The organism is Shewanella sp. WXL01, assembly GCF_012263345.1.
Lineage (GTDB): Bacteria > Pseudomonadota > Gammaproteobacteria > Enterobacterales > Shewanellaceae > Shewanella > Shewanella maritima.
Genome location: NZ_JAAIKQ010000001.1, coordinates 600,190 through 624,045, shown reverse-complemented (window position 1 = coordinate 624,045; position 23,856 = coordinate 600,190). Strand labels below are relative to the sequence as shown.

At 45.4% G+C, this 23,856-nt stretch carries 25 protein-coding genes; 5 read left to right on the top strand and 20 right to left on the bottom strand.

Annotated elements, in window-relative coordinates; all coding sequences use genetic code 11:
• Nucleotides 1–83: 83 nt before the first annotated feature.
• On the bottom strand, nt 84–1,490 hold the full coding sequence (gene dnaB / locus G3R49_RS02575; RefSeq protein ID WP_130598548.1) for a replicative DNA helicase: 1,407 nt from the start codon (nt 1,488–1,490) through the stop codon (nt 84–86).
• A 232-nt stretch (nt 1,491–1,722) separates the two neighbouring features.
• Here dnaB and G3R49_RS02570 point away from each other — a divergent pair, with 232 nt between their 5' ends.
• Nucleotides 1,723–3,921: a S46 family peptidase gene (locus G3R49_RS02570; RefSeq protein WP_167868554.1), complete on the top strand. Its 2,199-nt coding sequence runs from the start codon at nt 1,723–1,725 to the stop codon at nt 3,919–3,921.
• A 299-nt stretch (nt 3,922–4,220) separates the two neighbouring features.
• On the opposite strand, the gene rplI is transcribed toward G3R49_RS02570, so the two are convergent.
• From rplI to rpsF, 4 genes are read right to left on the bottom strand one after another with little or no spacing between them, the layout of a single operon-like run.
• Complete coding sequence (rplI, locus tag G3R49_RS02565; protein ID WP_130598552.1) at nt 4,221–4,673, bottom strand: 50S ribosomal protein L9; 453 nt, start codon at nt 4,671–4,673, stop codon at nt 4,221–4,223.
• Nucleotides 4,674–4,702: 29 nt separating this feature from the next.
• A complete protein-coding gene (gene rpsR, locus G3R49_RS02560; RefSeq protein WP_130598554.1) occupies nt 4,703–4,930 on the bottom strand; it encodes a 30S ribosomal protein S18 in 228 nt (75 codons plus the stop codon).
• A gap of 12 nt (nt 4,931–4,942) precedes the next feature.
• Complete coding sequence (gene priB, locus G3R49_RS02555; RefSeq protein ID WP_130603295.1) at nt 4,943–5,230, bottom strand: primosomal replication protein N; 288 nt, start codon at nt 5,228–5,230, stop codon at nt 4,943–4,945.
• A 21-nt stretch (nt 5,231–5,251) separates the two neighbouring features.
• Complete coding sequence (gene rpsF, locus G3R49_RS02550; protein WP_130598556.1) at nt 5,252–5,644, bottom strand: 30S ribosomal protein S6; 393 nt, start codon at nt 5,642–5,644, stop codon at nt 5,252–5,254.
• Between the two features lie 226 nt (nt 5,645–5,870).
• Between rpsF and G3R49_RS02545 the strand changes: the two genes are divergently transcribed.
• Complete coding sequence (locus tag G3R49_RS02545) at nt 5,871–6,614, top strand: YdiY family protein (protein WP_130598558.1); 744 nt, start codon at nt 5,871–5,873, stop codon at nt 6,612–6,614.
• A 78-nt stretch (nt 6,615–6,692) separates the two neighbouring features.
• On the opposite strand, the gene rlmB is transcribed toward G3R49_RS02545, so the two are convergent.
• From rlmB to zapE, 8 genes are all read right to left on the bottom strand, one after another.
• Nucleotides 6,693–7,433, bottom strand: coding sequence for a 23S rRNA (guanosine(2251)-2'-O)-methyltransferase RlmB (rlmB, locus tag G3R49_RS02540; RefSeq protein ID WP_167868553.1), 741 nt, complete (start codon nt 7,431–7,433; stop codon nt 6,693–6,695).
• 19 nt (nt 7,434–7,452) lie between these two features.
• Nucleotides 7,453–9,909 carry a ribonuclease R gene (gene rnr / locus G3R49_RS02535; RefSeq protein WP_167868552.1) on the bottom strand — a complete coding sequence of 819 codons (2,457 nt, stop codon included), beginning with the start codon at nt 9,907–9,909 and terminating at the stop codon, nt 7,453–7,455.
• Between the two features lie 31 nt (nt 9,910–9,940).
• The gene (locus tag G3R49_RS02530; RefSeq protein WP_245335255.1) at nt 9,941–10,519 is read right to left on the bottom strand and encodes a tetratricopeptide repeat protein; all 579 of its coding nucleotides are present in this window, start codon (nt 10,517–10,519) and stop codon (nt 9,941–9,943) included.
• Nucleotides 10,520–10,854: 335 nt separating this feature from the next.
• On the bottom strand, nt 10,855–12,150 hold the full coding sequence (locus G3R49_RS02525; RefSeq protein WP_167868551.1) for an adenylosuccinate synthase: 1,296 nt from the start codon (nt 12,148–12,150) through the stop codon (nt 10,855–10,857).
• A gap of 67 nt (nt 12,151–12,217) precedes the next feature.
• Nucleotides 12,218–12,406: a DUF2065 domain-containing protein gene (locus G3R49_RS02520; protein ID WP_130598566.1), complete on the bottom strand. Its 189-nt coding sequence runs from the start codon at nt 12,404–12,406 to the stop codon at nt 12,218–12,220.
• Between the two features lie 159 nt (nt 12,407–12,565).
• The gene (gene rpsI / locus G3R49_RS02515; protein WP_130598568.1) at nt 12,566–12,958 is read right to left on the bottom strand and encodes a 30S ribosomal protein S9; all 393 of its coding nucleotides are present in this window, start codon (nt 12,956–12,958) and stop codon (nt 12,566–12,568) included.
• Between the two features lie 13 nt (nt 12,959–12,971).
• Nucleotides 12,972–13,400: a 50S ribosomal protein L13 gene (rplM, locus tag G3R49_RS02510; protein WP_130598570.1), complete on the bottom strand. Its 429-nt coding sequence runs from the start codon at nt 13,398–13,400 to the stop codon at nt 12,972–12,974.
• A 236-nt stretch (nt 13,401–13,636) separates the two neighbouring features.
• Nucleotides 13,637–14,764 carry a cell division protein ZapE gene (zapE, locus tag G3R49_RS02505; protein WP_167868550.1) on the bottom strand — a complete coding sequence of 376 codons (1,128 nt, stop codon included), beginning with the start codon at nt 14,762–14,764 and terminating at the stop codon, nt 13,637–13,639.
• A gap of 381 nt (nt 14,765–15,145) precedes the next feature.
• On the opposite strand from zapE, the gene G3R49_RS02500 reads away from it, so the two are divergent.
• Both G3R49_RS02500 and degS read left to right on the top strand, forming a co-directional pair.
• Nucleotides 15,146–16,495 carry a DegQ family serine endoprotease gene (locus G3R49_RS02500; protein ID WP_167868549.1) on the top strand — a complete coding sequence of 450 codons (1,350 nt, stop codon included), beginning with the start codon at nt 15,146–15,148 and terminating at the stop codon, nt 16,493–16,495.
• A 179-nt stretch (nt 16,496–16,674) separates the two neighbouring features.
• Nucleotides 16,675–17,751 carry an outer membrane-stress sensor serine endopeptidase DegS gene (gene degS / locus G3R49_RS02495; protein ID WP_130598574.1) on the top strand — a complete coding sequence of 359 codons (1,077 nt, stop codon included), beginning with the start codon at nt 16,675–16,677 and terminating at the stop codon, nt 17,749–17,751.
• A 156-nt stretch (nt 17,752–17,907) separates the two neighbouring features.
• Here the strand turns inward: degS and murA are convergent, their stop codons facing one another.
• From murA to G3R49_RS02460, 7 genes are all read right to left on the bottom strand, one after another.
• The gene (gene murA / locus G3R49_RS02490; protein WP_167868548.1) at nt 17,908–19,167 is read right to left on the bottom strand and encodes a UDP-N-acetylglucosamine 1-carboxyvinyltransferase; all 1,260 of its coding nucleotides are present in this window, start codon (nt 19,165–19,167) and stop codon (nt 17,908–17,910) included.
• 14 nt (nt 19,168–19,181) lie between these two features.
• Nucleotides 19,182–19,433, bottom strand: a complete 252-nt coding sequence (locus tag G3R49_RS02485; RefSeq protein ID WP_167868547.1) for a BolA family protein — start codon at nt 19,431–19,433, stop codon at nt 19,182–19,184.
• Nucleotides 19,434–19,459: 26 nt separating this feature from the next.
• On the bottom strand, nt 19,460–19,738 hold the full coding sequence (locus G3R49_RS02480; protein ID WP_167868546.1) for a lipid asymmetry maintenance protein MlaB: 279 nt from the start codon (nt 19,736–19,738) through the stop codon (nt 19,460–19,462).
• Between the two features lie 25 nt (nt 19,739–19,763).
• Nucleotides 19,764–20,378, bottom strand: coding sequence for a phospholipid-binding protein MlaC (locus tag G3R49_RS02475; RefSeq protein WP_167868894.1), 615 nt, complete (start codon nt 20,376–20,378; stop codon nt 19,764–19,766).
• 79 nt (nt 20,379–20,457) lie between these two features.
• Nucleotides 20,458–20,931 carry an outer membrane lipid asymmetry maintenance protein MlaD gene (mlaD, locus tag G3R49_RS02470; protein ID WP_167868545.1) on the bottom strand — a complete coding sequence of 158 codons (474 nt, stop codon included), beginning with the start codon at nt 20,929–20,931 and terminating at the stop codon, nt 20,458–20,460.
• Between the two features lie 146 nt (nt 20,932–21,077).
• Nucleotides 21,078–21,857, bottom strand: coding sequence for a lipid asymmetry maintenance ABC transporter permease subunit MlaE (mlaE, locus tag G3R49_RS02465; RefSeq protein WP_130598590.1), 780 nt, complete (start codon nt 21,855–21,857; stop codon nt 21,078–21,080).
• A complete protein-coding gene (locus G3R49_RS02460) occupies nt 21,850–22,674 on the bottom strand; it encodes an ATP-binding cassette domain-containing protein (protein WP_130598592.1) in 825 nt (274 codons plus the stop codon). Before G3R49_RS02460 ends, mlaE begins: the two co-directional genes overlap by 8 nt.
• 189 nt (nt 22,675–22,863) lie before the next feature.
• Here G3R49_RS02460 and G3R49_RS02455 point away from each other — a divergent pair, with 189 nt between their 5' ends.
• On the top strand, nt 22,864–23,826 hold the full coding sequence (locus tag G3R49_RS02455; RefSeq protein WP_130598594.1) for a calcium/sodium antiporter: 963 nt from the start codon (nt 22,864–22,866) through the stop codon (nt 23,824–23,826).
• Nucleotides 23,827–23,856: the final 30 nt, after the last annotated feature.

Sequence of the window (23,856 nt, the reverse complement as noted above, 5' to 3'; positions counted from 1 at the left end):
CTACTAATGACAACTAACCAACTCTGTTAGTGTAGAACGAGATTAACTGCTGAGCGTGAGTATTCACCCAGCAGTCAATGAAATTAATCTTCTTCGATTTGCGGGCCTTCGTAGTTATCGAAGCGAGAGAAGTGACCTTGGAACACCAACCGTACACGGCCAATTGGGCCGTTACGCTGCTTACCAATAATGATTTCGGCAGTGCCTTTATCTTCCGAGTCGTCGTTATACACTTCGTCACGGTAAATAAACATAATCAAGTCGGCGTCCTGCTCAATCGAGCCTGATTCACGTAAGTCGGAGTTGACTGGGCGTTTATCAGCGCGTTGCTCAAGGGAGCGGTTAAGCTGCGACAGTGCAATCACTGGGATTTCGAGCTCTTTCGCTAGTGCTTTCAATGAGCGAGAAATCTCGGCAATCTCTAGGGTACGGTTATCTTTTAGCGCTGGCACCTGCATCAGCTGCAGGTAGTCGACCATGATCATCGACAAGCCACCATACTCTCGTGCAATACGACGAGCACGGCTTCGTACTTCAGTTGGAGTTAGGCCAGAGCTGTCATCAATGTACATCTTGCCTTGCTCGTGCATCAGCCCCATGGTAGATGACACGCGTGCCCAATCCTCATCATCTAGCTGACCAGTACGGATTTTCGTTTGGTCAACTCGGCCTAACGATGCCAGCATACGCATCATGATCTGTTCTGACGGCATCTCCAGACTGTAAATCAGTACAGGATGCTTCTCGTTCATTGCTGCTTGCTCACACAAGTTCATCGCAAAGGTGGTTTTACCCATAGATGGACGAGCAGCAACAATAATCAAGTCACCAGACTGGAAGCCCGCGGTCATATTATCGAGATCGCGAAAGCCACTCGATACCCCAGTCACACCATTTTGTGGGTTGTTATAAAGCTCTTCAATCTTATCAACCGTTTTTTCCAAAATGGTTTTAATGCCTTCAGGGCCCTCATTTGAGTTGGCGCGCATCTCGGCAATCTTAAAGACTTTACTCTCTGCAAGGTCGAGCAGTTCGCTTGAGTCACGCCCCTCAGGGTTATAACCAGCATCGGCAATTTCGTGGGCTACGCCAATCATGTCACGCACGACCGCACGCTCACGCACAATATCTGCATACGATAAAATATTGCCCGCACTTGGGGTGTTTTTAGCAATCTCACCTAAATAGGCGAAACCGCCCGCATCTTCAAGCTGATCTTCAATTTCTAATTGCTCAGACACTGTGATCAAGTCGATCGGTTGCCCTGCTTCCATTAGGCGCTGCATAGCATTGAAAATCATCTTATGAGAGCGAGAATAAAAATCCTCTGCCACTACGGCTTCAGCAACCCTGTCCCATGCATCGGCGTCTAGCATCAGGCCACCTAACACTGACTGCTCAGCCTCTATCGAGTGCGGCGGCAGTTTTAGCGCATTAACTTCTGCATCAGTTGGTTGTTTTTTTGGCCTAAATGGCGCTTTCTGAGACATTGACTCTCCAATAAAACAAAACTTAGTGATTAACCCAAAGTATTATGAGCTTATGGCTTGAGCAAGACATAACAACTTACAAATACCTGATTAAACACGTCTGTTTGCCCGGTTAAACACACCCCAGACAAATAAAAAATATGATATAACACCTAGGTTATTTTAAAGGCGCTGAATAAGCCCTTAACAACACCAACAATACGACAATAAATAAAAGATTTAAGGATTAAACATGCGTATTGCATTGATTGCCGCCCTTACACTTTCATCGGGCTTAGCTTTCGCCGACGAAGGACAATGGCAACCGTATCAAATGCCCTCTATTGCCGACAAATTACAACATCGCGGCATCGACATTCCAGCAAAACAACTCGCCGATTTAAGCCAGTATCCAATGAATGCAGTGGTTGGACTCGGGTATTGTACAGCCAGTTTTGTATCGCCCCAAGGACTTGTTGTCACAAACCATCATTGTGCCTATCGAGCCATTCAATATAACAGTAATACTGAGCACAATTACCTTGCAGAAGGCTTCCTAGCCAAGAGCCAACAACAAGAGCCATCAGCAGGCCCAAATGAGCGCTTATACATTACTGAATCAGTTACTGATGTGACTAAGCAGGTTAATGCCAACCTGAGTGATGAGCCACTTGCTCGCTATCAGGGTATTGAGCGCAATAAAAAAGCACTGATTAAAGAATGTGAATCAGACGACAATTATCGCTGCTCAGTCAGTAGTTTTCACAATGGTCTAGAGTTCTACCTGAGTAAGCAGTTGATCATCCGTGACGTGCGCTTAGTGTACGCGCCACCTGAAAGTGTTGGTGCATTTGGCGGTGATATTGATAACTATGAATACCCACGTCACTCAGGCGACTTTACCTTCTTACGCGCATACGTAGGTAAAGACGGTAAGCCAGCGACCTATTCTACAGACAACGTCCCTTACACGCCGAAAAGTTATCTAAAAATTAACGCAAACGGCGTTAAAGCCGGTGACGGTGTATTTGTTGCTGGTTACCCAGGCTCGACTAGCCGCTACCGCTTAACCAGCGAGCTAGAATTTGCCAGCCAGTGGCTATATCCAACCTATGCTGCTCACTATCAGCAAAAAATCGACACCATTGAACAAATGGGCGCTGCAGATAATGGCATCAAGATTAAATATGCGGGCACACTTGCTTCAATGGCAAACCGCATGAAAAAGCTCAACGGCTTGCTTGATGGTTTTAAAGCGACTGATATTGTTGGCATTAAACAAAATCGTGAAAATGATTTCCTTGCCTGGTTAAAGCAAGACAAGAATGCCAATCAACAGGTTATTGCAGAGCTTGAGTCACTGCTAGCCAAGCAGCACAAGCTAACCCAAACCAACTACTACTTTGAAAATGCGCAATCGAGCACACTACTTAGCGCGGCTAAAAGCTTATACCGCCTAGCTAAAGAGAAGCAAAAAGATGACGCTGATCGCGAAGCGGGCTATCAAGAACGTGACATGAAAATGTTTACCGCACGCCTAAAACGTATCGATACCAGCTTTGATGCCAATGTAGATAAAACGCTGTGGCTGCAAGATCTCAATGAGTATGTTGATCAGCCATTGAAAGTGAAGGTATTAGACAACGCCCTTAGCCGCGCAAGTAGCGACGAAGATCTAAGCAATAAGGTTGCAGGATTTTATGCGTTAACTGAGCTTACCGATCAAAGCGCGCGCCTTGCCTGGATGGATAAATCGCCTGCGGACTTCGAGAGCAGTAACGACCCATTCATTCGCTTAGCCGTTGCCCTGCACGAGACCAATATGCAACTTGAGCAAGAGCAGAAGACCTTACGCGGTAAGCTGTCTGTTGCCCGCCCAGCGTATATGGCTGCAGTGATTAACTACTACAAAGCCAATGACTGGCCAGTATACCCAGATGCCAACGGCACGCTGCGGATTACCTATGGCATGGTTGATGGTTATCAATCGGCAGATGCGCTTTACAAGCAGCCGTTTACGCGCTTAGAAGGCATTGTCGCAAAGCACACAGGTGTTGAGCCATTTAACGCACCAGAGAAAGTACTAAATGCGATTAAAGCTAATGACTATGGCGAGCATAGAATTGGTTCGGTTTACCAAGACCCACGCTCATGGTTCTGTAAACTGATGTCTTGTGAAGCTAAACCAAATGAGTTCGGCTCGGTGCCAGTTAACTTTCTATCAAGTGTTGATACCACTGGCGGTAACTCTGGTTCACCTGTACTAAACGGCCAAGGTGAGCTAGTTGGTTTGAACTTTGACTCTACCTACGAAGCCATTACCAAAGATTGGTTCTTCAATCCAACCATCACCCGCGCAGTTCACGTAGATGTGCGCTACATTTTGTGGATGATGGATAAAGTGGATAATGCTGACAATCTAATGGAGGAGCTTGATTTAGTTAAAGACTAAATCGGTTGCCTTCAGATATATCAAAAGCAGGTTAATGGTGACATTAACCTGCTTTTTTATCCGCTTTTTTGTAATACCAATTGGGATAAATAAGTGTTCAGAAATTACGTATGAAAAATTGCTTAGAACAAGGCGGAAATTGCAGCTAGCTAGTTACTCTACCTACAAAATGTCTAACGCAGTTATAAGCCATTCTCACCAGTAAGAGTTAATCATCACATACTTGTGCTAATTGGTATAAAGCAGACATAAAAAAACACCGCCAATTGGCGGTGTTTTTAACTAAAAGCAGTTAGCTATTAGTCTTCTGCAACTACAGAGATAGTAACAGTAGCTTGAACTTCAGTGTGAACTGAAACTTCAACTTCGAACTCACCAGTAGTGCGTAGTGCACCTAGTGGAAGACGAACTTCAGCTTTAGTGATTTCAACACCAGCAGCAGTTACTGCATCAGCAATATCGCGAGTACCGATAGAACCGAATAGTTTACCTTCTTCACCAGCTTTAGAAGCGATAACAACAGCTTCAAGAGCAGCAAGCTTTTCAGCGCGCTCGTTAGCAGTTGCTAGTTCAGCAGCTAATTTAGCTTCTAGCTCAGCACGGCGAGCTTCGAAAACTTCAACGTTTGCAGCGTTAGCAACAACCGCTTTACCTTGTGGTAGAAGGTAGTTACGTGCGTAACCAGCTTTTACAGAAACTTGGTCGCCTAGGCCACCTAAGTTAGCAATTTTATCAAGTAGAATAACGTTCATTATCTAATCCTCTTGTATCTGGTCTGCAATTACTGATGTAAATCAGTGTATGGCAGAAGAGAAAGATAACGAGCACGCTTGATTGCGCGAGCTAGTTGGCGTTGGTATTTAGCACTAGTACCAGTGATACGGCTAGGAACGATCTTGCCGCTTTCAGTGATGTAGTTCTTTAAAGTTACGATATCTTTGTAATCAATTTCTGTAACGCCTTCAGAAGTGAAGCGACAGAACTTGCGACGACGGAAATAACGTGCCATTTTGACAGTCTCCTAAGTTTTCAATTCGACATTTTCAGCATGCAAGACTAAACGGTTTTGTCCATTTCGCCCTTGTTGCAATGAAAGGTACCCTTCCACATCAACTTGCATACCAGCTTTAAATTTATCTGTTGCGCTGTTGAGGCGCTCTCCACTCAATATCACTTGTATTAGGCAGTACACGTTTCGTGGTAAATCTGCATCTAATCTTCGCGATCTGTGCTCAAGGGTTAACACCGTATGGGCGATTCCGCTTGGGCTTTCAAATTGTCTGGCGCGTTTAATTTCGCCCGACAACATTAAGTGGTTATTCACAGAAAATTATTGAGCTTTTTCTTCAGCGCTTTCTTCTGTTTTAGCTTCAGCAGCAGGTGCACGACGTGAGTCACGCTCTTCTTTTGCTTTAGCCATAGGAGAAGCTTCAGTAACAGCAGCTTTAGTGCGCATTACCATGTTACGCAGAACAGCGTCGTTGAAACGGAAAGCTGTTTCTAACTCTTCTACAGACTCTGCAGTAGTCTCTACGTTCATAAGAACATAGTGAGCTTTGTGTAGGTCTTGAATTGGGTAAGCCAATTGACGACGGCCCCAATCTTCTAGGCGGTGAACTGTACCGTTAGCAGCGGTGATAACACCGGTGTAACGCTCGATCATACCTGGGACTTGTTCACTTTGATCTGGGTGAACCATAAATACGATTTCGTAATGACGCATTTATTGCTCCTTACGGTTATGTAGCCTCGTTTTGGCTCAGTCATACCAAGTTTGAGGCAAGGAACTAAATAAAGTGACTGATTTGAGCGCGCGATTCTACAGCCTTATTACCTAAAACTCAAGCGAGTAATTCGCTTTAATGCAATCCCTTTGCAGTCGCACCCTTAAGCGGTATGATGATGGCGCTAAAAGCTAAGCCATAATGAGAATAAAAAGATAAAACTTCATGAACAAGCTGTGTTATTTAACTGCGTTAGTACTGTTCCCGTCTTCAGCCTGGGCGCTAGTACCACCTGATTATAAAGAACCACCTAGCGATATCTACGCTGAAATTGAGGCTGGTTTGCAAGTAAATAGTGGCAACAACTCAACACAGAACTTTAATGGTCGCACTCACATCACTTACGACACTGAAAAAGCTAAGCAAGAGGCTACCTTTAAAGCTTACTACGCGGCAGATGACGGTTCGTCAACCGCAGAAAAGTTTGACCTTTACCTGCAGTCTAACTACAAGTTTGACGACGCCTATTTATATGGTCGCGGCGAATTAACCTGGGATAAGTTTGGTTCGTTTACTCGTATTAGCACAATCTCAACGGGTTACGGTTTTGATGTAATTTCAGACAGCAAACACACACTGAGCTTAGAGATGGGTCCTGGTTACCGTTACGATATCCCTATTGCAACTGAATCTGAGCCAGATCCAAGCGCTAATAGTAACGTGATTTTACGTTCAGCAGCCAAGTACTCATTAAAGCTGCAAGAATACACTAGCTTTAATGCTGACTTTACCGCTGAAGCGGGTAAAGACAACTCAACTCTAACCTTAGACTTAAGTTACAAGAATACATTTATTCAGGACTGGGCATTTAAAGTGGGTATGAACTTTAAATACAACACAACAGTGCCAACTGATACTAAGCAGTTAGATACCATTACCACTTTTAACCTACTTTATACCTACCAGTAAGCTGAAATCACTGTGCAAGAAAACAAAAAACGCCGTATATAAACATACGGCGTTTTGCTTGCAGCTAAGCTTGTCAGTTTAAGCTAAACGCTGCCTGACCGCTTCAAATAAGCATACGCCTGTAGCAACCGATACGTTCAAGCTAGACACGCTACCCGCCATTGGAATCGAGACCAAAGAGTCGCAACTTTCACGGGTTAAGCGACGAAGACCTTTATCTTCAGCCCCCATAGCAATCGCAAGCGGCCCTTTTAAATCAGCTTGATATACGTTGCCATCGGCCTCACCGGCGGTACCGACAATCCATACCCCTTTATCTTGAATTTGACGCATAGTTCGCGCAAGGTTAGTGACCTGAAACAAAGGCACGGCCTCTGCTGCGCCGCACGCAACCTTGCTTACCGTTGCGGTTAAGCCAACTGAGTTGTCTTTAGGTACGATAATGCCGTGCACACCAGCGGCGTCCGCATTGCGCAGGCAAGCACCTAGATTATGTGGGTCTGTCACTCCATCAAGGATCAACAAAAATGGCGTGTCAGTTTTGGCTAGCAGTGCATCTAAGTCATGTTCGCCTAGTTGCTTCGCCGCCTTAACTCTAGCAACAACACCTTGATGTTGGCTGCTATTGGCTTTGTCATCGAGCACTTTACGCGATGCGCGCTGCACAGCAACGCCCATGTTAGCTGCAGCTTTAATCACAGGTAACAAACGCTCGTCATCACGGCCTTGTAAAACCCACATTTCAATCACGCGCTCAGGGCTGTTATCCAGCAATGCTTTAATCGCGTGAATACCAAAAATCATCTCTTGTTTTTTCATGGTTTATTTCTCTAACTGCCTATTTCTTTCTATTACTGCGTTTGGCAGTGGATTTTTTCGACGAGCGCTTCTTAGCACTAGCCTTTTTCGATTTTTTCGAGCTAGCTGGCTTATGCTCGCCCTTGCGCTCAGACTTAGCTCTTGAGTCAGTAGACTTTGAGCTTGCTGATGAGCGGCGGCTTGATGACTTAGACTTAGCATCGCCATTACTGCGCTTTGCACCTTCAAGGTTTGCTCGCTCGCGCGCGGTTAACGGTTTATTCGGGTTACGCTTGCGACCACGTCCTTTGTTATTATCACCTTCCATCACCAAATCAATTTGGCGATCGTCAAGGTTAACAGCAGCCACCTTTACCGTTACTTCATCACCAATCTGATAAATCTTACGCGAATGCTCACCAATTAAACGCTGACGACTTGGGTCAAACTGATAATAATCGCTCGCCAAACTTGAGATATGCACTAGGCCATCAATGAACAGTTCATTTAAGCGTACAAACAAACCAAAGTTGGTTACCGATGCCACAACGGCATCAAAGGTATCGCCAACATGATCTTGCATGTACTCGCACTTAAGCCAGTCACTTACATCCCGTGTTGCTTCATCCGCTCGGCGCTCAGTGTTGGAACACTCTTCACCAAGTTGATCTAACTCATCTAAGTCGTAATGGAAACCACCATCAGCGGTCCATTTATCAGTGACATTACCTTGCGCCTTAGCGAGTAAGAACTTAATCACCCGATGCAAAATTAAGTCTGGGTAGCGGCGAATTGGCGATGTGAAGTGCGAATACGCCTCTAGTGCTAAACCAAAGTGCCCTTCATTATCAGGGGTATAAGTTGCCTGACGCATAGAGCGCAGCAACATTACCTGAATAAGCTCAGCATCAGGCCTATCTGCGACCTCTAGCATTAGCTTTTGATAGTCACTCGGCTCCGGCTCAAGTCCACCGTCTAAGGTTAAACCACGCTCAGACAAGAAGTCTTTAAACTGGGTAAGCTTTTGCTCAGATGGCGCTTCATGCACGCGATACAGCACCTCACCTTTGTGCTTTTTAACGAACTTAGCTGAAGCGACATTGGCCAAAATCATGCATTCTTCAATGATTTTGTGCGCCTGATTACGACCCCGAGGCACAATCTTATCGATTTTACGCTGCTCATTAAAAATGAACTGGGTCTCTAAGGTTTCAAACGCAATCGCGCCGCGATCGGCTCGTACTTCGTCCAGAGTTAAATAAAGTGATTGCAAGCACTTTAGGTGCGGCAAGATAGCTTGATGCTCATCTTTAACCTCACCGCCCTCAAGCATGTCGGCAACCTGAGTGTAGGTTAAGCGCGCATGAGAGTGCATCACCGCAGGGTAAAACTTGTAACCTGATAGCTTACCACGAGCAGAAATAGTCATCTCCGCCACCATACACAGTCTATCGACATGCGGATTTAACGAGCATAGACCATTGGAGATCTTCTCTGGCAGCATAGGAATAACTTGCGACGGGAAGTACACCGAATTACCACGGCGGCGCGCTTCTTTATCAAGAGCAGATTCGGTGCGCACGTAATGGCTTACATCGGCAATGGCTACCCATAAGCGCCAACCACCACTAGGCTTAGTTTCAGCATAAACGGCATCATCAAAATCACGAGCATCTTCGCCATCAATGGTCACTAATGGTAGGTGACGTAAATCAACGCGGCCTTGCTTATCTTCTTCTGGTACTTCGTCAGGAATTTTGCGCAGCTTTTTCTCAATAAGCGGCGACCAAGTATGCGGTAAGTCGTAATTGCGCAGGGCGATTTCAATTTCCATCCCAGGCGCCATGGTTTTACCTAGCACCTCTGTGACTTTACCAGCGGCTTTTACAAAGCGTCCTGGGCGACGAGTCAATTCCACCACAACCACATCGCCCGCGCGGGCACCATTCTTATCTTCTGATGCGATAAGAATTTCCTGGGTAATACGCTTGTCGTCAGCAATAACAAAGCCCATACCACTATCTACATGGTAGCGACCAACAAGCGGCGCAGTGCGCTCATGCACTAGGCGTACAATACGCGCATCACGTTTACCGCGGCGATCAGTACCAGCTTTTTGGGCAAGGACTTTATCACCGTGGAAGTATTTGAGCATGTCGCGATTGTTAACGAATAAGTCATCTCCGCCTTCATCTGGCTTAAAAAAGCCAAAGCCATCTCTGTGGCCGATAATGGTGCCTGACATTAAATCCATACGCTCAGGTAGACCGTAACTCTGCCCGCGGGTAAACACTAACTGACCATCACGCTCCATGGCGCGCAGGCGGCGGCGAAGTGCTTCTAATTGCTCTTCGTCGGTAATATTTAGTGCTTTAGCTATATTGTCGCGAGTGACAGGGGAAGTTTGGGCACGCAAGTAGTCTAAAATGTATTCTCTACTTGGGATTGGGTTTTGATACTTGTCTTGCTCTCTCTCAAAATGAGGATCTTTGATCATTCAGTTTCCATTTTCAGGTGCGCTTGCACCACTATTGTGTATATAACTGCGGTTGTTGTGCCCGCTTCACAATACTCTCGGGCATCTTGGCCGCTAACATTTTCAGTAATGACATCGCCTGCTTATGCTGGGCAGAGTCATCAAAATAACTATTGTATAACCAATGGTAGCCTAATTCGTAATCACGCGGGCTACCGTAACCTTCACCGAATAAGCGCACTAACATAAGTCGTGCACGAATATCGCCATTTGCAGCTGCTGGCAATACATATTGTACGGCGCGGTTTTTGTCGGTAATGACTAATTTGCCTGAATAATAATATTCAGCCAATTTAACCATTGCCTCTGCACTGCCTTGCTCAGCTGCTGTTTGCAGCAGAGCCATACCACGGGCAGAGTGTTTTGGAACGCAAACACCATGGTTTAGCATTTCGCCCCATAGAAATTGATACAAAGGCTGTCTTAGTACTTCAGCTTTCGCTTCAATATCTTGCACTAGCTGACATTCATCATCTTCTACACGCTGAAGGTAACGGTCACGGCGGATTAACTCTGTTAAAACTTCATCGCCATAGATGTCATAGGCTTCTATGTCACCTTCGCCTCCCATGTCTTGCACCGTTGCACCTGTACTAGCCAAGGGTTCACTTGCGCCTTCACCGCCCATATCTTCAGGTGTTTGCTCACTTGAGGCACTATCGTCAGCCATTGGCTCGCTACTCACCTCTTCTCCAGCTTGCTGCTGACTAACAGTTTCGTCAGTTTGAGCATATAGAGAATATGGAAGTATCAATAAAGCCAATACAAGTAGTCGTAGCATAGTGAGTCTCGGTGACAGTGACATTACTCTTTGCATCGGCAGTATAGCGCATTTCTTAAGCGCGATCTTTTGCTTTGTTCAATAAAAAAGGCCGCTAATGCGGCCTCTTTAGTAACGAATTGAGTTTAGTTAAATGGGTTAACTAAAGTCATGGTTTCGTTACGATCTGGACCAGTTGAGATGATATCAACAGGTGTTTCAAGTAGCTCTTCTACACGCTTGATGTAGTTAAGTGCTGCTTGAGGAAGCTGATCTACAGAAGTTGCACCAAAGGTGTTTTCTTTCCAACCAGGCATAGACTCGTAGATAGGAGTGACTTCTTCATAGCCTTCTGCTGCTAGTGGCGTGACCTTCTCTACGCGGCCGTCTGGGTACTGATAACCCACACAAATCTTAACTTCTTCTAGGCCGTCAAGTACGTCTAGTTTAGTTAAACAGAAACCGCTGATGCTGTTGATTTGAACCGCGCGGCGCATTGCCACAACGTCTAACCAACCTGGACGACGCTTACGACCAGTCGTTGCACCAAATTCTTGACCTTTCTCACCGATGTAATCACCGATTTCATTGTCTAATTCAGTTGGGAATGGACCCGCACCTACACGTGTGGTGTAAGCCTTCATGATACCTAGTACATAGTCTAGGTGACGTGGGCCAAAACCAGAACCTGTCGCTACACCACCAGCAGTAGTGTTAGACGAAGTTACAAACGGGTATGTACCGTGGTCGATATCAAGCAGAGTACCTTGAGCACCTTCAAACAGAATTGGCTCACCTGCTTTGCGTGCAGTATCAAGTAGCTCAGTAACATCAACACACATGCTCTTGAAGTAATCAGCAATAGCTAATGCATCTTCAAGGGTCTTTTGGTAATCAACAGCTTCACAGCCGTAGTACTCGGTTAGCATGAAGTTGTGGTACTTCATTACTTCTTCAAGCTTCTTAGCAAATAGCTCAGCATTGAATAGATCACCTACACGTAAACCACGACGAGAGATCTTATCTTCGTATGCAGGGCCAATACCGCGACCAGTCGTACCAATTGCATTGTTACCGCGCGCTTTTTCGCGAGCAATATCCAGTGCACAGTGGAATGGAAGAATAAGCGGACAAGCTTCAGAAATCAGAAGACGGTCTTCAACCGGCACACCACGCTCTTTAAGCATGTTGATTTCTTTCATTAATGCATCAGGAGCTAGCACAACGCCGTTACCGATAATGCATTTAACATTATCGCGTAAGATCCCAGATGGAATTAAGTGAAGAACGGTTTTATCACCATCGATAACCAGAGTGTGGCCGGCATTATGGCCGCCTTGGTAACGAACTACGTATTTTGCCTGTTCTGTTAAAAGGTCGACAATCTTACCTTTGCCTTCGTCACCCCACTGGGTGCCGAGTACGACTACATTTTTGCCCATTGTTTGCTGCAAGGTTGTGGTATAAAGGGGAATTTTAACAGATTTTTAGGGGGCAAAGGCAAGTTTTTTATGAAAAAATAATCAACAAAACCACACCCGCCGTGAATAAAGATCCACCTAAACGTCTGAGTACGTTTTGATTTTGCTTAGAAATCTCTAGCAAATAATTTTTCCACTGCTCAGGGAAGATCATTGGCCCGATCCCTTCGAGGATCAAAACCATAGCGATCGCCACCATGATTGTTTCGAAACTCATATCAATTCCTTATCTTTTCAGCTGCAACTTACTCATTTGTTACCCAAAGCTGTTGTTCTCTAAAGAAACTACATCCCCTTGCTAGTTTGCCACCAAGGGTAAATTCCAGGCAATAAAAAACCCAGCATATAGCTGGGCTTTCGTAATTCCAAAAACGAATTAACGCTTCGAGAATTGTGGCTTACGACGTGCTTTACGTAGACCAACTTTCTTACGCTCAACTTCACGAGCATCACGGGTAACGAAACCAGCAGCGCGTAGAGTAGGACGTAGAGATTCATCTAGTTGCATCAGTGCACGGGTAATACCGTGACGGATAGCACCTGCTTGGCCGGTAGTACCACCGCCCTTAACAGTTACGTAGATGTCTAGTTTTTCAGTCATTTCAACTAGCTCTAGTGGTTGACGAACAACCATACGAGCCGTTTCACGACCAAAGTAAACATCAAGAGGACGTTGGTTAACAACGATGTTGCCACTACCTACTTTTGCGAATACGCGAGCAGTAGAAGTTTTGCGACGGCCAGTGCCGTAGTACTGAGATGCAGACATTTCTTACTCCCGTTTAGATATCAAGAACTTGTGGTTGTTGTGCAGCGTGGTTATGCTCAGCGCCAGTGTAAACTTTTAGTTTACGGAACATAGCGCGACCTAAAGGACCTTTAGGTAACATACCCTTAACTGCTTTCTCGATGATCATTTCAGGCTTGTGAGCTTGAAGCTTCTCAAAGCTGATTTGCTTGATGCCACCTGGGAAGCCTGAGTGCGAGTAGTAAGTCTTACCAGCAGCTTTGTTACCAGTTACAGTCACTTTTTCAGCGTTGATAACGATGATGTAATCACCAGTGTCAACGTGAGGAGTGTATTCTGGCTTGTGCTTACCACGTAGGCGAGCAGCAATTTCAGTAGCGATACGACCTAAAGTTTTGCCGTCTGCGTCAACGACATACCAGTCACGAGTTACAGTTTCTGGTGTAGCAGTAAAAGTTTTCATTATTTCAAAAAACCCAAAGTTTAAATTCTGTCACACATGTTGATTGCATTTACAAACAACACAAAGATGCCGATTCCATGCCCCTTCGAGCAAGAATTCTGGCTTATAACTTCCGCCTCACATGGCGGAGTAACGTGGGCAGGTGGGGGATTATACGTAATATCGCATTAAAAATCACCTGATTTTTGAAAGAAAAATGGTGATTTATTAGATAAGCCGAATTTGCCGCAGATCCGCTACGGCAAATGCTCTAAAGTGAGGTAGTCGTGAGACTGCATTTCGATTAAACGCGAACGGCACCGGCGGAACTCAAAACTTAGCTGACCGTCAGTGTATATCGACTCAAGCTCGACTTCAGCCGAGATAATCAACTTCACATTGCGCTCGTAAAACTCATCAACCATGGCAAGGAAACGTCTGGCAATATCATCACCTGTTGACTGCGCCCCCATTTGCTCAAGACCGCTTAATAATACAGTATGATAAACCCTAGCGATCTCCATATAGTCTCGTTGCGATCGAGGCCCATCGCATAAGTCGCGAAAGTTGGCGAGTAACACACCTTGTGATTGCTGACGGATCGGAATATGCCTGCCGTCGATCTCAATGGGATCATTTAGCACTTCAGACTCAGGCGCAAGCTGCGCAAAATACTTAAGCAAGTTAACGTCGGCTTGTTCATCTAACGGGTAATGATAAATCTCAGCTTGCTCAAGCGTGCGCAAACGATAGTCAATCCCTGAGTCCACATTTAATACCTGGCAATGTTTGTTAATCAGCGCAATGGCCGGCAAAAAGCGAGCACGTTGCAAACCATTCTTATATAAGTCATCAGGAATAATGTTCGACGTTGCGACCAGTACTACACCGTTTTTAAACAGTTGCTCAAACAAGGTGCCCAGCAGCATTGCGTCAGTAATGTCTGAGACGAAGAACTCATCAAAACAAATCACTTGGTATTGTTTCGCCATTTTACTGGCGATCGACACCAGCGGGTCTTGTACGCCTTTAAGCTGATCTAACTCATGATGTAACTGATGCATAAAGCGATGAAAATGCGCTCTTAATTTTTTGTCACCAGGTAAGGCATCATAAAAGGTATCCATTAGGTAAGTTTTGCCGCGCCCAACGCCCCCCCACAAATATAAGCCCTGTACCTGCTCAGCTTTATTCTTGTCAAATGAGCTGCCAAATAAGCCCCCCAACAACTTACCAATACCTGACTGGGGTTTGTTCGCCACTTTGACAATATCGTCAAATACGCGCTGCAACGCTTTAACGGCTTGCTCTTGGGCTGGGTCAAACGAAAAGTCTTCTCGAGTGAGATCTTGCTGGTAATGCTCCCACGGGGTTAACTGCGACAAAACAACTTCTCTTAACGGCTTAATAATGCTCAGAATAATAACACCATTCACCACGCTGATTAACTAGTGCAGAAAATTAATTAACCTTTGTTAATCCCTTCGGAACTTGATAGCTGATCAACAATCTCAATCGGTAACGTATTAATCTTTTACGAGGCTAATGGCTTAAGTCTTATTAACCTCTCGTATTGATTAAAAAATTTTAACTTTGAATTTTGACATTCGACCGCTATATCAACTAGTAACGCGTAAACAATCGATCAATCGCCTACACTTGATTAATTAATTAACGCAGTCGCCTTAACTCACGTAAATAGTTTTAGGGTTGTTAGGGTAACCAACATAGCGAATAGTAATAATGTCTCTAGGAGCCATACGTCCATGAAAGCCAAATTAAGCCTATTATCAGCAGCCGTACTGACCGCATCATTAGCCTTAAGCCCTGTGGTTTCGCAAGCTGCATTGCCTCACTCTGTCAACGGTCAAACCTTACCTAGCCTGGCTCCAATGTTAGAAAAAACCACACCAGCAGTAGTGTCGGTTGCAGTGTCTGGCACTCAAGTGTCAAAGCAGCAAATTCCAGATATGTTCCGTTACTTCTTTGGCCCAAATGCGCCGCAAGAGCAGGTTCGCGAACGTCCATTTCGAGGCCTTGGTAGCGGCGTGATTATTGATGCCGACAAAGGCTACATCGTGACCAATCAACACGTGATTAATGGTGCCGACAATATCCAAATTGGTCTTTATGACGGCCGTGAAATTGAAGCAGAATTGATTGGGGAAGATGCTGAATCAGACATCGCGCTGCTAAAAATCGATGCCAATAACCTAACTGAGATTAAACAAACCGATACCGATTCTATCCGCGTAGGTGATTTCGCTGTCGCTATTGGTAACCCATTTGGTCTGGGGCAAACAGTCACTTCAGGTATTGTCAGCGCACTTGGTCGTAGCGGCCTAGGCATTGAAATGCTTGAGAACTTTATCCAAACCGATGCGGCAATTAACAGCGGTAACTCTGGTGGCGCACTAGTAAACCTCAATGGTGAGTTGATTGGCATTAACACTGCCATTGTAGCGCCAACTGGCGGTAACGTTGGTATTGGCTTTGCTATTCCGGCCAATATGGTCAATAACTTGGTCGGTCAAATCATCGAACACGGTGAAGTGCGCCGCGGCGTGTTAGGCGTTGCTGGGCGTGATTTAGATAAACAGCTTGCTGAAGCCTTTGGTTTAGATTCACAACACGGTGCATTCGTTAACGAAGTGGTACCTGACAGCGCTGCCGATGATGCTGGCATTAAAGCCGGTGATGTGATCATCTCAGTCAATGGTAAGAAGATTAAATCATTTCAGGAGTTACGCGCCAAAGTCGCCACCATGGGCGCAGGCGCTAAAGTGAAGTTTGACCTTATTCGCGATGGCGATAAAGAGTCTGTTAAAGCCACATTAGGCGCAGCAGACAGTGTAGAGAAAGCCAGCGGCGGTTTTCACCCTATGCTTGATGGGGCAACGCTGCAAGATGGTAGCAATGGCATTGAAATTACCGAGGTTGCCAATGGCTCTCCAGCTGCCCGCAGCGGACTGCAAAAAGGCGACATCATTACAGGTATCAATCGCACCAAAGCGAGTAACTTAAAAGCACTAAAATCACTGCTTAAAGATACCGAAGGCACGGTCGCACTTAAGATTAAGCGTGATAGAACTTCGCTATACCTAGTATTGCGCTAGTGGTTAAATAGACCCATCAAAATGACTTGATGAGCTTTTCAAGATTAAGCTGACTGTAAGTTAGCTAACGCTTAACAATTGTTTTGTTTGATAAATAAGCACTGTAACCCATGAGTTTCAGTGCTTATTTTTTATAAAAGTGCTACCATCTGCGGTCTCGGCCCAATAAAACCTGTCCCATGAATATCAAAAGCACCTTCATCTATTTTGCTAAAGCTATCGTTTTCGGCTTAATCATGGCCGCAATGTTTCTTGGGCTAACAGCATATTTGAACGGTGATTCATTTAGCTCTGGGTTTAAATCAACCACCAAGCGCAGTGAGGGCTTATCCTTTGCCAATGCTGTACGCCGCGCCGCCCCCGCCGTGGTCAATATTTATAGCTTGAGTATTGATCAATCTCGGCCGATCAACTCTGGCGCCCTGCAAGAGCTTGGCTCTGGGGTGATTATGAGTAAAGAAGGCTATATCCTGACTAACTATCACGTCATTAAACAAGCAGACGAAATCGTGGTCGCGCTGCAAGATGGTCGTAGGTTCACTTCAGAGGTAGTCGGCTCAGATCCTGAAACCGACCTTTCAGTGATAAAAATTGAAGGCGATAACCTGCCGCTAGTACCAATCAACCTTAATAACCCTGCGTTAGTTGGTGACGTGGTGTTAGCGATTGGTAATCCATACAATATTGGCCAAACCATTACCCAAGGGATTATTAGCGCCACAGGTCGTAATGGCTTAAGCTCTGGCTATCTCGATTTTCTACAAACTGATGCTGCAATTAACGCCGGTAACTCTGGCGGCGCCCTAATTGATACCAGTGGTGAGCTAATTGGTATTAATACAGCAGCATTTACTGTAGGTGGTGAAGGTGGCAACAACGGTATTAGCTTTGCCATTCCAATCAAACTCGCCCATAGCATTATGGGGAAACTTATCCAACACGGGCGTGTGATCCGCGGCGCCTTAGGCTTCACCGGCGAGCCGGTTAATCCCGTGGTCGCGCAAATCCTGAACCTACCTAACCTAAATGGTGTGGTGATTACTGGCGTTGACCCAGATGGGCCAGCAGCACATGCTGATCTGCAGCCACGCGATGTTATCACTCATTATAATGACGAAGTCATTCCTGGTACTGACTTACTGATGGATAGAATTGCCGAGTCTACACCCGGTACTGAAGCAACCCTTTCTATTATTCGCAAGGGTCAAGTGCAGCAGCTTGTCGTTACCGTTGGCGAAAAGAACTCTCCTATTTAACGCCGCTAACTAACAGCAACAATAATCAACTCAGCGAAAACAAAAAACCACAGAACAATGTCTGTGGCTTTCACTATTGGCTTTGAACTCGACAAAGAGTATATGGTTGTCAGCCCATTTCAGTCGTGTGACCTTTTGTTTAATGCGAGTGACTTGTTATTTAATTCTAGTGACTTCACCGCCTAAGCCTTTGAACTTATCTTCAATATGCTCATAGCCTCTATCTAAATGATAGATGCGGTCAACGGTTGTAATGCCTTCAGCCATTAAGCCTGCAATCACCAAACTTGCCGATGCACGAAGGTCGGTTGCCATTACCTGAGCACCACTTAACCCTTCTACACCTTCAATAATACAGGTGTTACCTTCAAGCTCCATTTTCGCGCCCATACGGCTAAGCTCAGGCACGTGCATAAAACGGTTCTCGAAAATGGTTTCAGTCACCCGCCCCGTACCTTCAGCCAAGGCATTTAATACACAAAACTGAGCCTGCATATCTGTTGGAAATGCTGGATATGGCGCCGTCTTAATATTAACCGCTTGTGGGCGTTTGCCTTGCATATCGAGCGCAATCCAATCGTCACCTGTGGTGATTTTGGCGCCAGCGTCTTCAAGTTTAGATAACACAGCTTCTAATGCTTTAGGGTCGGCAGACTCACAACGAATACTGCCGCGAGTGACCGCTGCAGCAACCAAGAATGACCCTGTTTCAATACGGTCTGGCATGACGCGATATTCACAGCCATTAAGCTTTTCAACACCTTCAATGGTCAGTGTTGCTGAGCCAATACCTGAAATTTTTGCGCCCATGGCAACCAGACAATTAGCTAAGTCTGTTACTTCTGGCTCACGGGCTGCGTTTTCAATTACCGTGGTGCCATCAGCCAGTGCGGCAGCCATGAGTAGGTTTTCAGTTGCGCCAACACTCACCATATCCATAAAGATATGTGCGCCTTTTAGGCGACCATCAACCCGCGCTTTAATGTAGCCTTCTTCAACTTCAATTTTCGCGCCCATTAATTCAAGGCCATGAAGATGCAAGTTAACTGGGCGAGCGCCAATGGCGCAGCCACCTGGCAGTGACACATCAGCGGTGCCGTAACGGGCAAGCAAAGGCCCTAAAATCAATATCGACGCGCGCATTGTTTTAACGAGATCGTACGGCGCGCAGTATTCGTTAAGGTTATCGGTTGAGATGCGAATGCGAGCATCGTCATACTGCTCAACCTCAGCGCCTAAACAGCGCAGCAAGGCACAACTGGTGTTGACGTCACGCAAGTTTGGAACGTTTGAGACAATGAAATCGGTCTCAGCTAGTACGCCAGCCATCAAGATAGGCAAGGCTGCATTTTTAGCGCCTGAAATGGTCACATTACCAGCGAGTGGTTGGCTGGCTTTAATGGTTAATTTATCCAAAATAACTCTCAGGCTTACATGTTGAACATTTTTTCACGCTTCCATTGAGTCGGCGTGAATGTCTTAATGGTTAGTGCGTGCAATGCACCGCTGGCAATATGCTCAGATAGCGGTGCATAAATCGTTTGTTGCTGTTTAACGCGGCTCATGCCATCAAACATTTCACCTACAGCGATAACTTTGTAGTGACTACCGTCTTGAGTAACAAGCACTTCTTCTGCGTCAATGGCAGCTAACACCAATTGCTCTATCTCTTTGCAATCCATATGGATACACCTTGTAAATTCTGTATTTATTCGAAAAAGTCACCCAGATCGTACAGGGCAATCATCTTTTGTAATTGTGGACTCGGGCTAACTAATTTCAATGCCTGCGAGCCTGCCGTTGGGCTTTTCAATGACAATAACAACGCAATGCCTGCGCTGTCGGTATATTCTAAGGCGGACAAGTCTACCACCTGCGCTTCACGAGTAAACAGTTGATCGCGCCTAGACCACAATTGCGTGACATCCCGCTGCGCTAAGCGGCCGCTGACATATACACTTTGGTTTTGCTGTTGAAACTGCGCCATGACATTTCGGCTCTAAAATTGATGGCTATTCAGCGGTAATATCTTGCTGAGTTTTGTCGTTGAGCATTTGTATTACGTTATCAATACCTTGCTGACGAATAAGGTTAGATATTTCTGAGCGCTTTGAGGCTAATAAACTGACCCCTTCAGCAACCAGATCAAATGCTTTCCAGGTTTTGTCTTTTAAACGTCTTGCTTTAAACACTAATTTAATTGGCGGACGACCATTCTCGACTATCTGTACACTCACCTCGACAATCTTTTCATTGCTGAAATCACGAGCTGGTGAAAACTCGACGGTTTGATCGGTATATTCTGTAAGTGCCTGGGCATAAGTCGCAATCAAATACCCTTTAAACGCTTCAACAAACTCGCTGCGCTGCTCTTTAGAAGACTCACGAACATACTGGCCCATCACCTTGTAAGCCGCGTATTTGTAATCCACATAAGGCATAAGCTCTTGCTCAACAATCACTTTTAAATGCCCTAGATCTTGGTCAATTATCGCTTTATCTGCGGCAAAACGGCCAAAGGTTTTGTCGGCAACTTGCTCAACTAACTTGTACGGGTCAGTGCGATCAACTTCTTCAGCTTGAGCTGTAACGCTCAGTAAAGTCGCTAAAACCAAGATGACCGACATGAACGCAGTAAACGGAGCTTGTAATACTTGCCCAAATAATCGATGCATAGGCTTTTGAAACAACGGCATGAGGTAACTCCTATTTATCACTCGATGACATGCTATACAAAAATTGACCAATTAAGTCTTCTAGGATGAGCGCACCTTGGGTGTCATACACTCTGTCACCATCTTGTAGTAACTCGGATTCATCATCCATAAAGCCTGGAGTTAACCCAATAAACTGCTCGCCAAGCAAACCAGACGTTAGAATCGACAAACTGCTGTTGTCAGGGAACTGGTCAAAACGCTTATCCATGGTTAACGTGACAATGGGCACTAACTTGCGATCATCAAGAGTAATGTCGCTCACACGCCCTACAACCACGCCGCCAACTTTTACTGGTGAACGCACTTTTAAGCCACCAATATTATTAAACTCTGCCACGAGTTGATAAGTATCACTGTCAGACTGCACTTTTACATTGGCCACGTTAAATACCAACACGCAAAATGCTATCAATCCTGATAGTAAAAATACCCCAACGGCTAACTCGAGCTTCCTTGTAAACATACGCTAAAACCACTTAAAACAAACTAGATAGTAAATAAAACTTAATGGCTATTATGAACCTACACATTTCTGATGAATGCTTGGTTTTGTAACAAAAGATAATTAACTTTGCAGCGCCCTTTATAGCAGTGCCTATATCAATAAAATTAGCTGCCGAACATCAATGCAGTGAGCAGAAAATCTAGCCCTAAAACAGCCAAGCTTGATTGCACCACTGTAGATGTTGTCGCGCGGCTAATGCCTTCAGGATTTGGCTCAACTTCATAGCCTCGATATAGAGCAATCCAGGTGACAACAATACCAAACACCACACTTTTAATGACGGTGTTAACTATGTCTTGCTCCCACTCAATCGATGCCTGCAAAATAGACCAAAAAGCGCCGTGGTCAATGCCTTTCCATTCAACGCCAACTAAATGCCCGCCTGCGATACCTACTAGTGAAAACATAACAGACAGCAGCGGCAGCGAGATCATACCTGCCCAAAAACGCGGCGCGATAACTTGCCTGAGTGGGTCTACAGCCATCATCTCCAAACTTGATAACTGCTCAGTTGATTTCATCAAGCCAATCTCTGCAGTCAATGCTGAACCCGCACGGCCAGCAAATAGCAATGCAGTTACCACAGGGCCAAGCTCTCTTAATAAACTCAGCGCCACCATAGGGCCAAGACTTTCTTCAGTGCCAAAGTCCACCAAAATAGTGTAGCCCTGCAGCGCTAGTACCATGCCGATAAATAGGCCTGATACCAAAATAATCACCATCGAGCGTACGCCCAGTACATAAAGCTGTTTTACCAGTAAAGGCCAGCCTTTGCGTACGTTAGGCACTTGAGCTATCGCTCCCCAAAGCATCAATCCAGCTCTACCTAAGCCAGATACAGTATTAATTGCGCTGCGACCAACGGCAGAAATAGCATTAATCATGATCGGTTAATAACTCCTGACGATAATCTGCTGCAGGGTAGTGAAACGGCACTGTGCCATCAGGGCTGCCCTGTAAAAACTGCTGCAATTGCGGGTTAGCTGCTTGTCTTAACGCCTCCGGAGCGCCATGAGCGATAATTTTCTTGTCGGCAATAACATACACATAGTCAGCAATCTCCATTACTTCAGCAACATCATGGGATACCACCAAAGAGGTTAGCGATAATGACTCAGACAGCTCTTTAATCAGCTTAACTAACATCCCCATCGAAATAGGGTCTTGGCCTGCAAACGGCTCATCGTACATCACTAACTCAGGCTCTAACGCAATCGCTCTTGCCAGCGCAGCTCGGCGCTGCATACCACCGGACAGTTCATTAGGCATCATCTGGCTGGCACCGCGAAGCCCAACAGCTTGTAGCTTCATCAATACCAGTTTACGGATGATTTCCTCTGGTAATCCACTGTGTTCACGCAGCGCAAACGCCACATTGTCGAATACCGTCATGTCGGTAAACAACGCGCCACTTTGAAACAACATACTCATACGTTTACGCAAACTAAAAAGCTCATTACGGCTTAATGCATGAACGTCTTGGCCGTCAAATAACACCTGGCCAGAGTCGGGTGTTAACTGACCACCAATAAGCTTCAACAAGGTAGTTTTACCGATACCACTGGGCCCCATAATCGCGGTGATTTTGCCCTGTGGGATATTTAAAGAAATATCTTGATATATGACGCGCTCACCGCGGCTAAAACCAAGGTTACGGATTTGGATTAACGGGGATTGTTGCTCATGAGACTGCTGGGACATGTGGAATTAATGCTCGCCCTACCTGGCAAATAGAAATAAAATTGTACGCAATTTAGTTATCGAGCTCAACAAAATATAAACATAAGTTATTCATAGGCTATCGCAGCACTTTCCTTTTACTAAAATTCCAGCGAAAATGCGCGCTACAAATTTTTTAGATACATCACCTTTTTGGATACATCACCCATCATGCTACTCAATATTGGTTTACTTATTATTGGTTTGCTCGTTCTTGTTTGGAGCGCTGACCGGTTTGTTTATGGCGCAGCGGCGTTTGCGCGCAATCTTGGCTTGCCGCCAATGTTGATTGGTTTAACCATTGTAGCCATGGGAAGCTCAGCCCCTGAGATGCTAGTGGCAGGTACCGCCGCTGCTGATGGTATGACAGATACCGCCATTGGTAACGTGCTTGGCTCCAACATTGCCAACATTACATTAATTTTGGGTATTACCGCGTTATTCGGCGCAATTGCCGTTAGCTCAACCACGTTAAAAAGAGAAATTCCGTTGATGCTTGCAGCAACTGCACTTGCGGGCTATTTGCTACATGACGGACAACTATCTCGTGTTGATGGCATCATTTTACTCGTCGCCTTCTTTGCCATTATGGGCTACTTCATCTATCAAGCAGTCAATAAAGACACAGCTGATAAGTTAGATGACGATATTGAAGCCGAAATCCCAAATAATGTACCAACACTTCATGCTATTATATGGCTAATCGTTGGCATGATATTATTACCGCTTTCAGCTGGTTGGATGGTTGATGGTGCAGTAGGCATCGCCAAGTACTTTGGTCTTTCAGACCTAGTGATTGGCTTAACCATTATTGCAGTCGGCACTAGCTTACCAGAGCTAGCTGCCTGTGTTGCAGGTGTGCTCAAGAAAGAAGATGACCTTGCAATAGGTAACATTGTTGGATCGAACTTATTTAATATACTTGCAGTCTTAGCATTACCAGGGTTGATTGCACCGGGTGCGATTGACGCAGCGGCAAGTGGACGCGATTTTTATATGGTACTTGGCACCAGCACCGCATTAGCCGTGCTTGTACTGTCAACCGGCGCTAAAAAGCAGCTTACTCGTTGGCACGGTATATTATTGCTGATTACCTTTATTGCTTATCAATTCATCGTTTTTCAATCTCAATAGATGATAAGCAGCACAATTTATTAAGAGAGT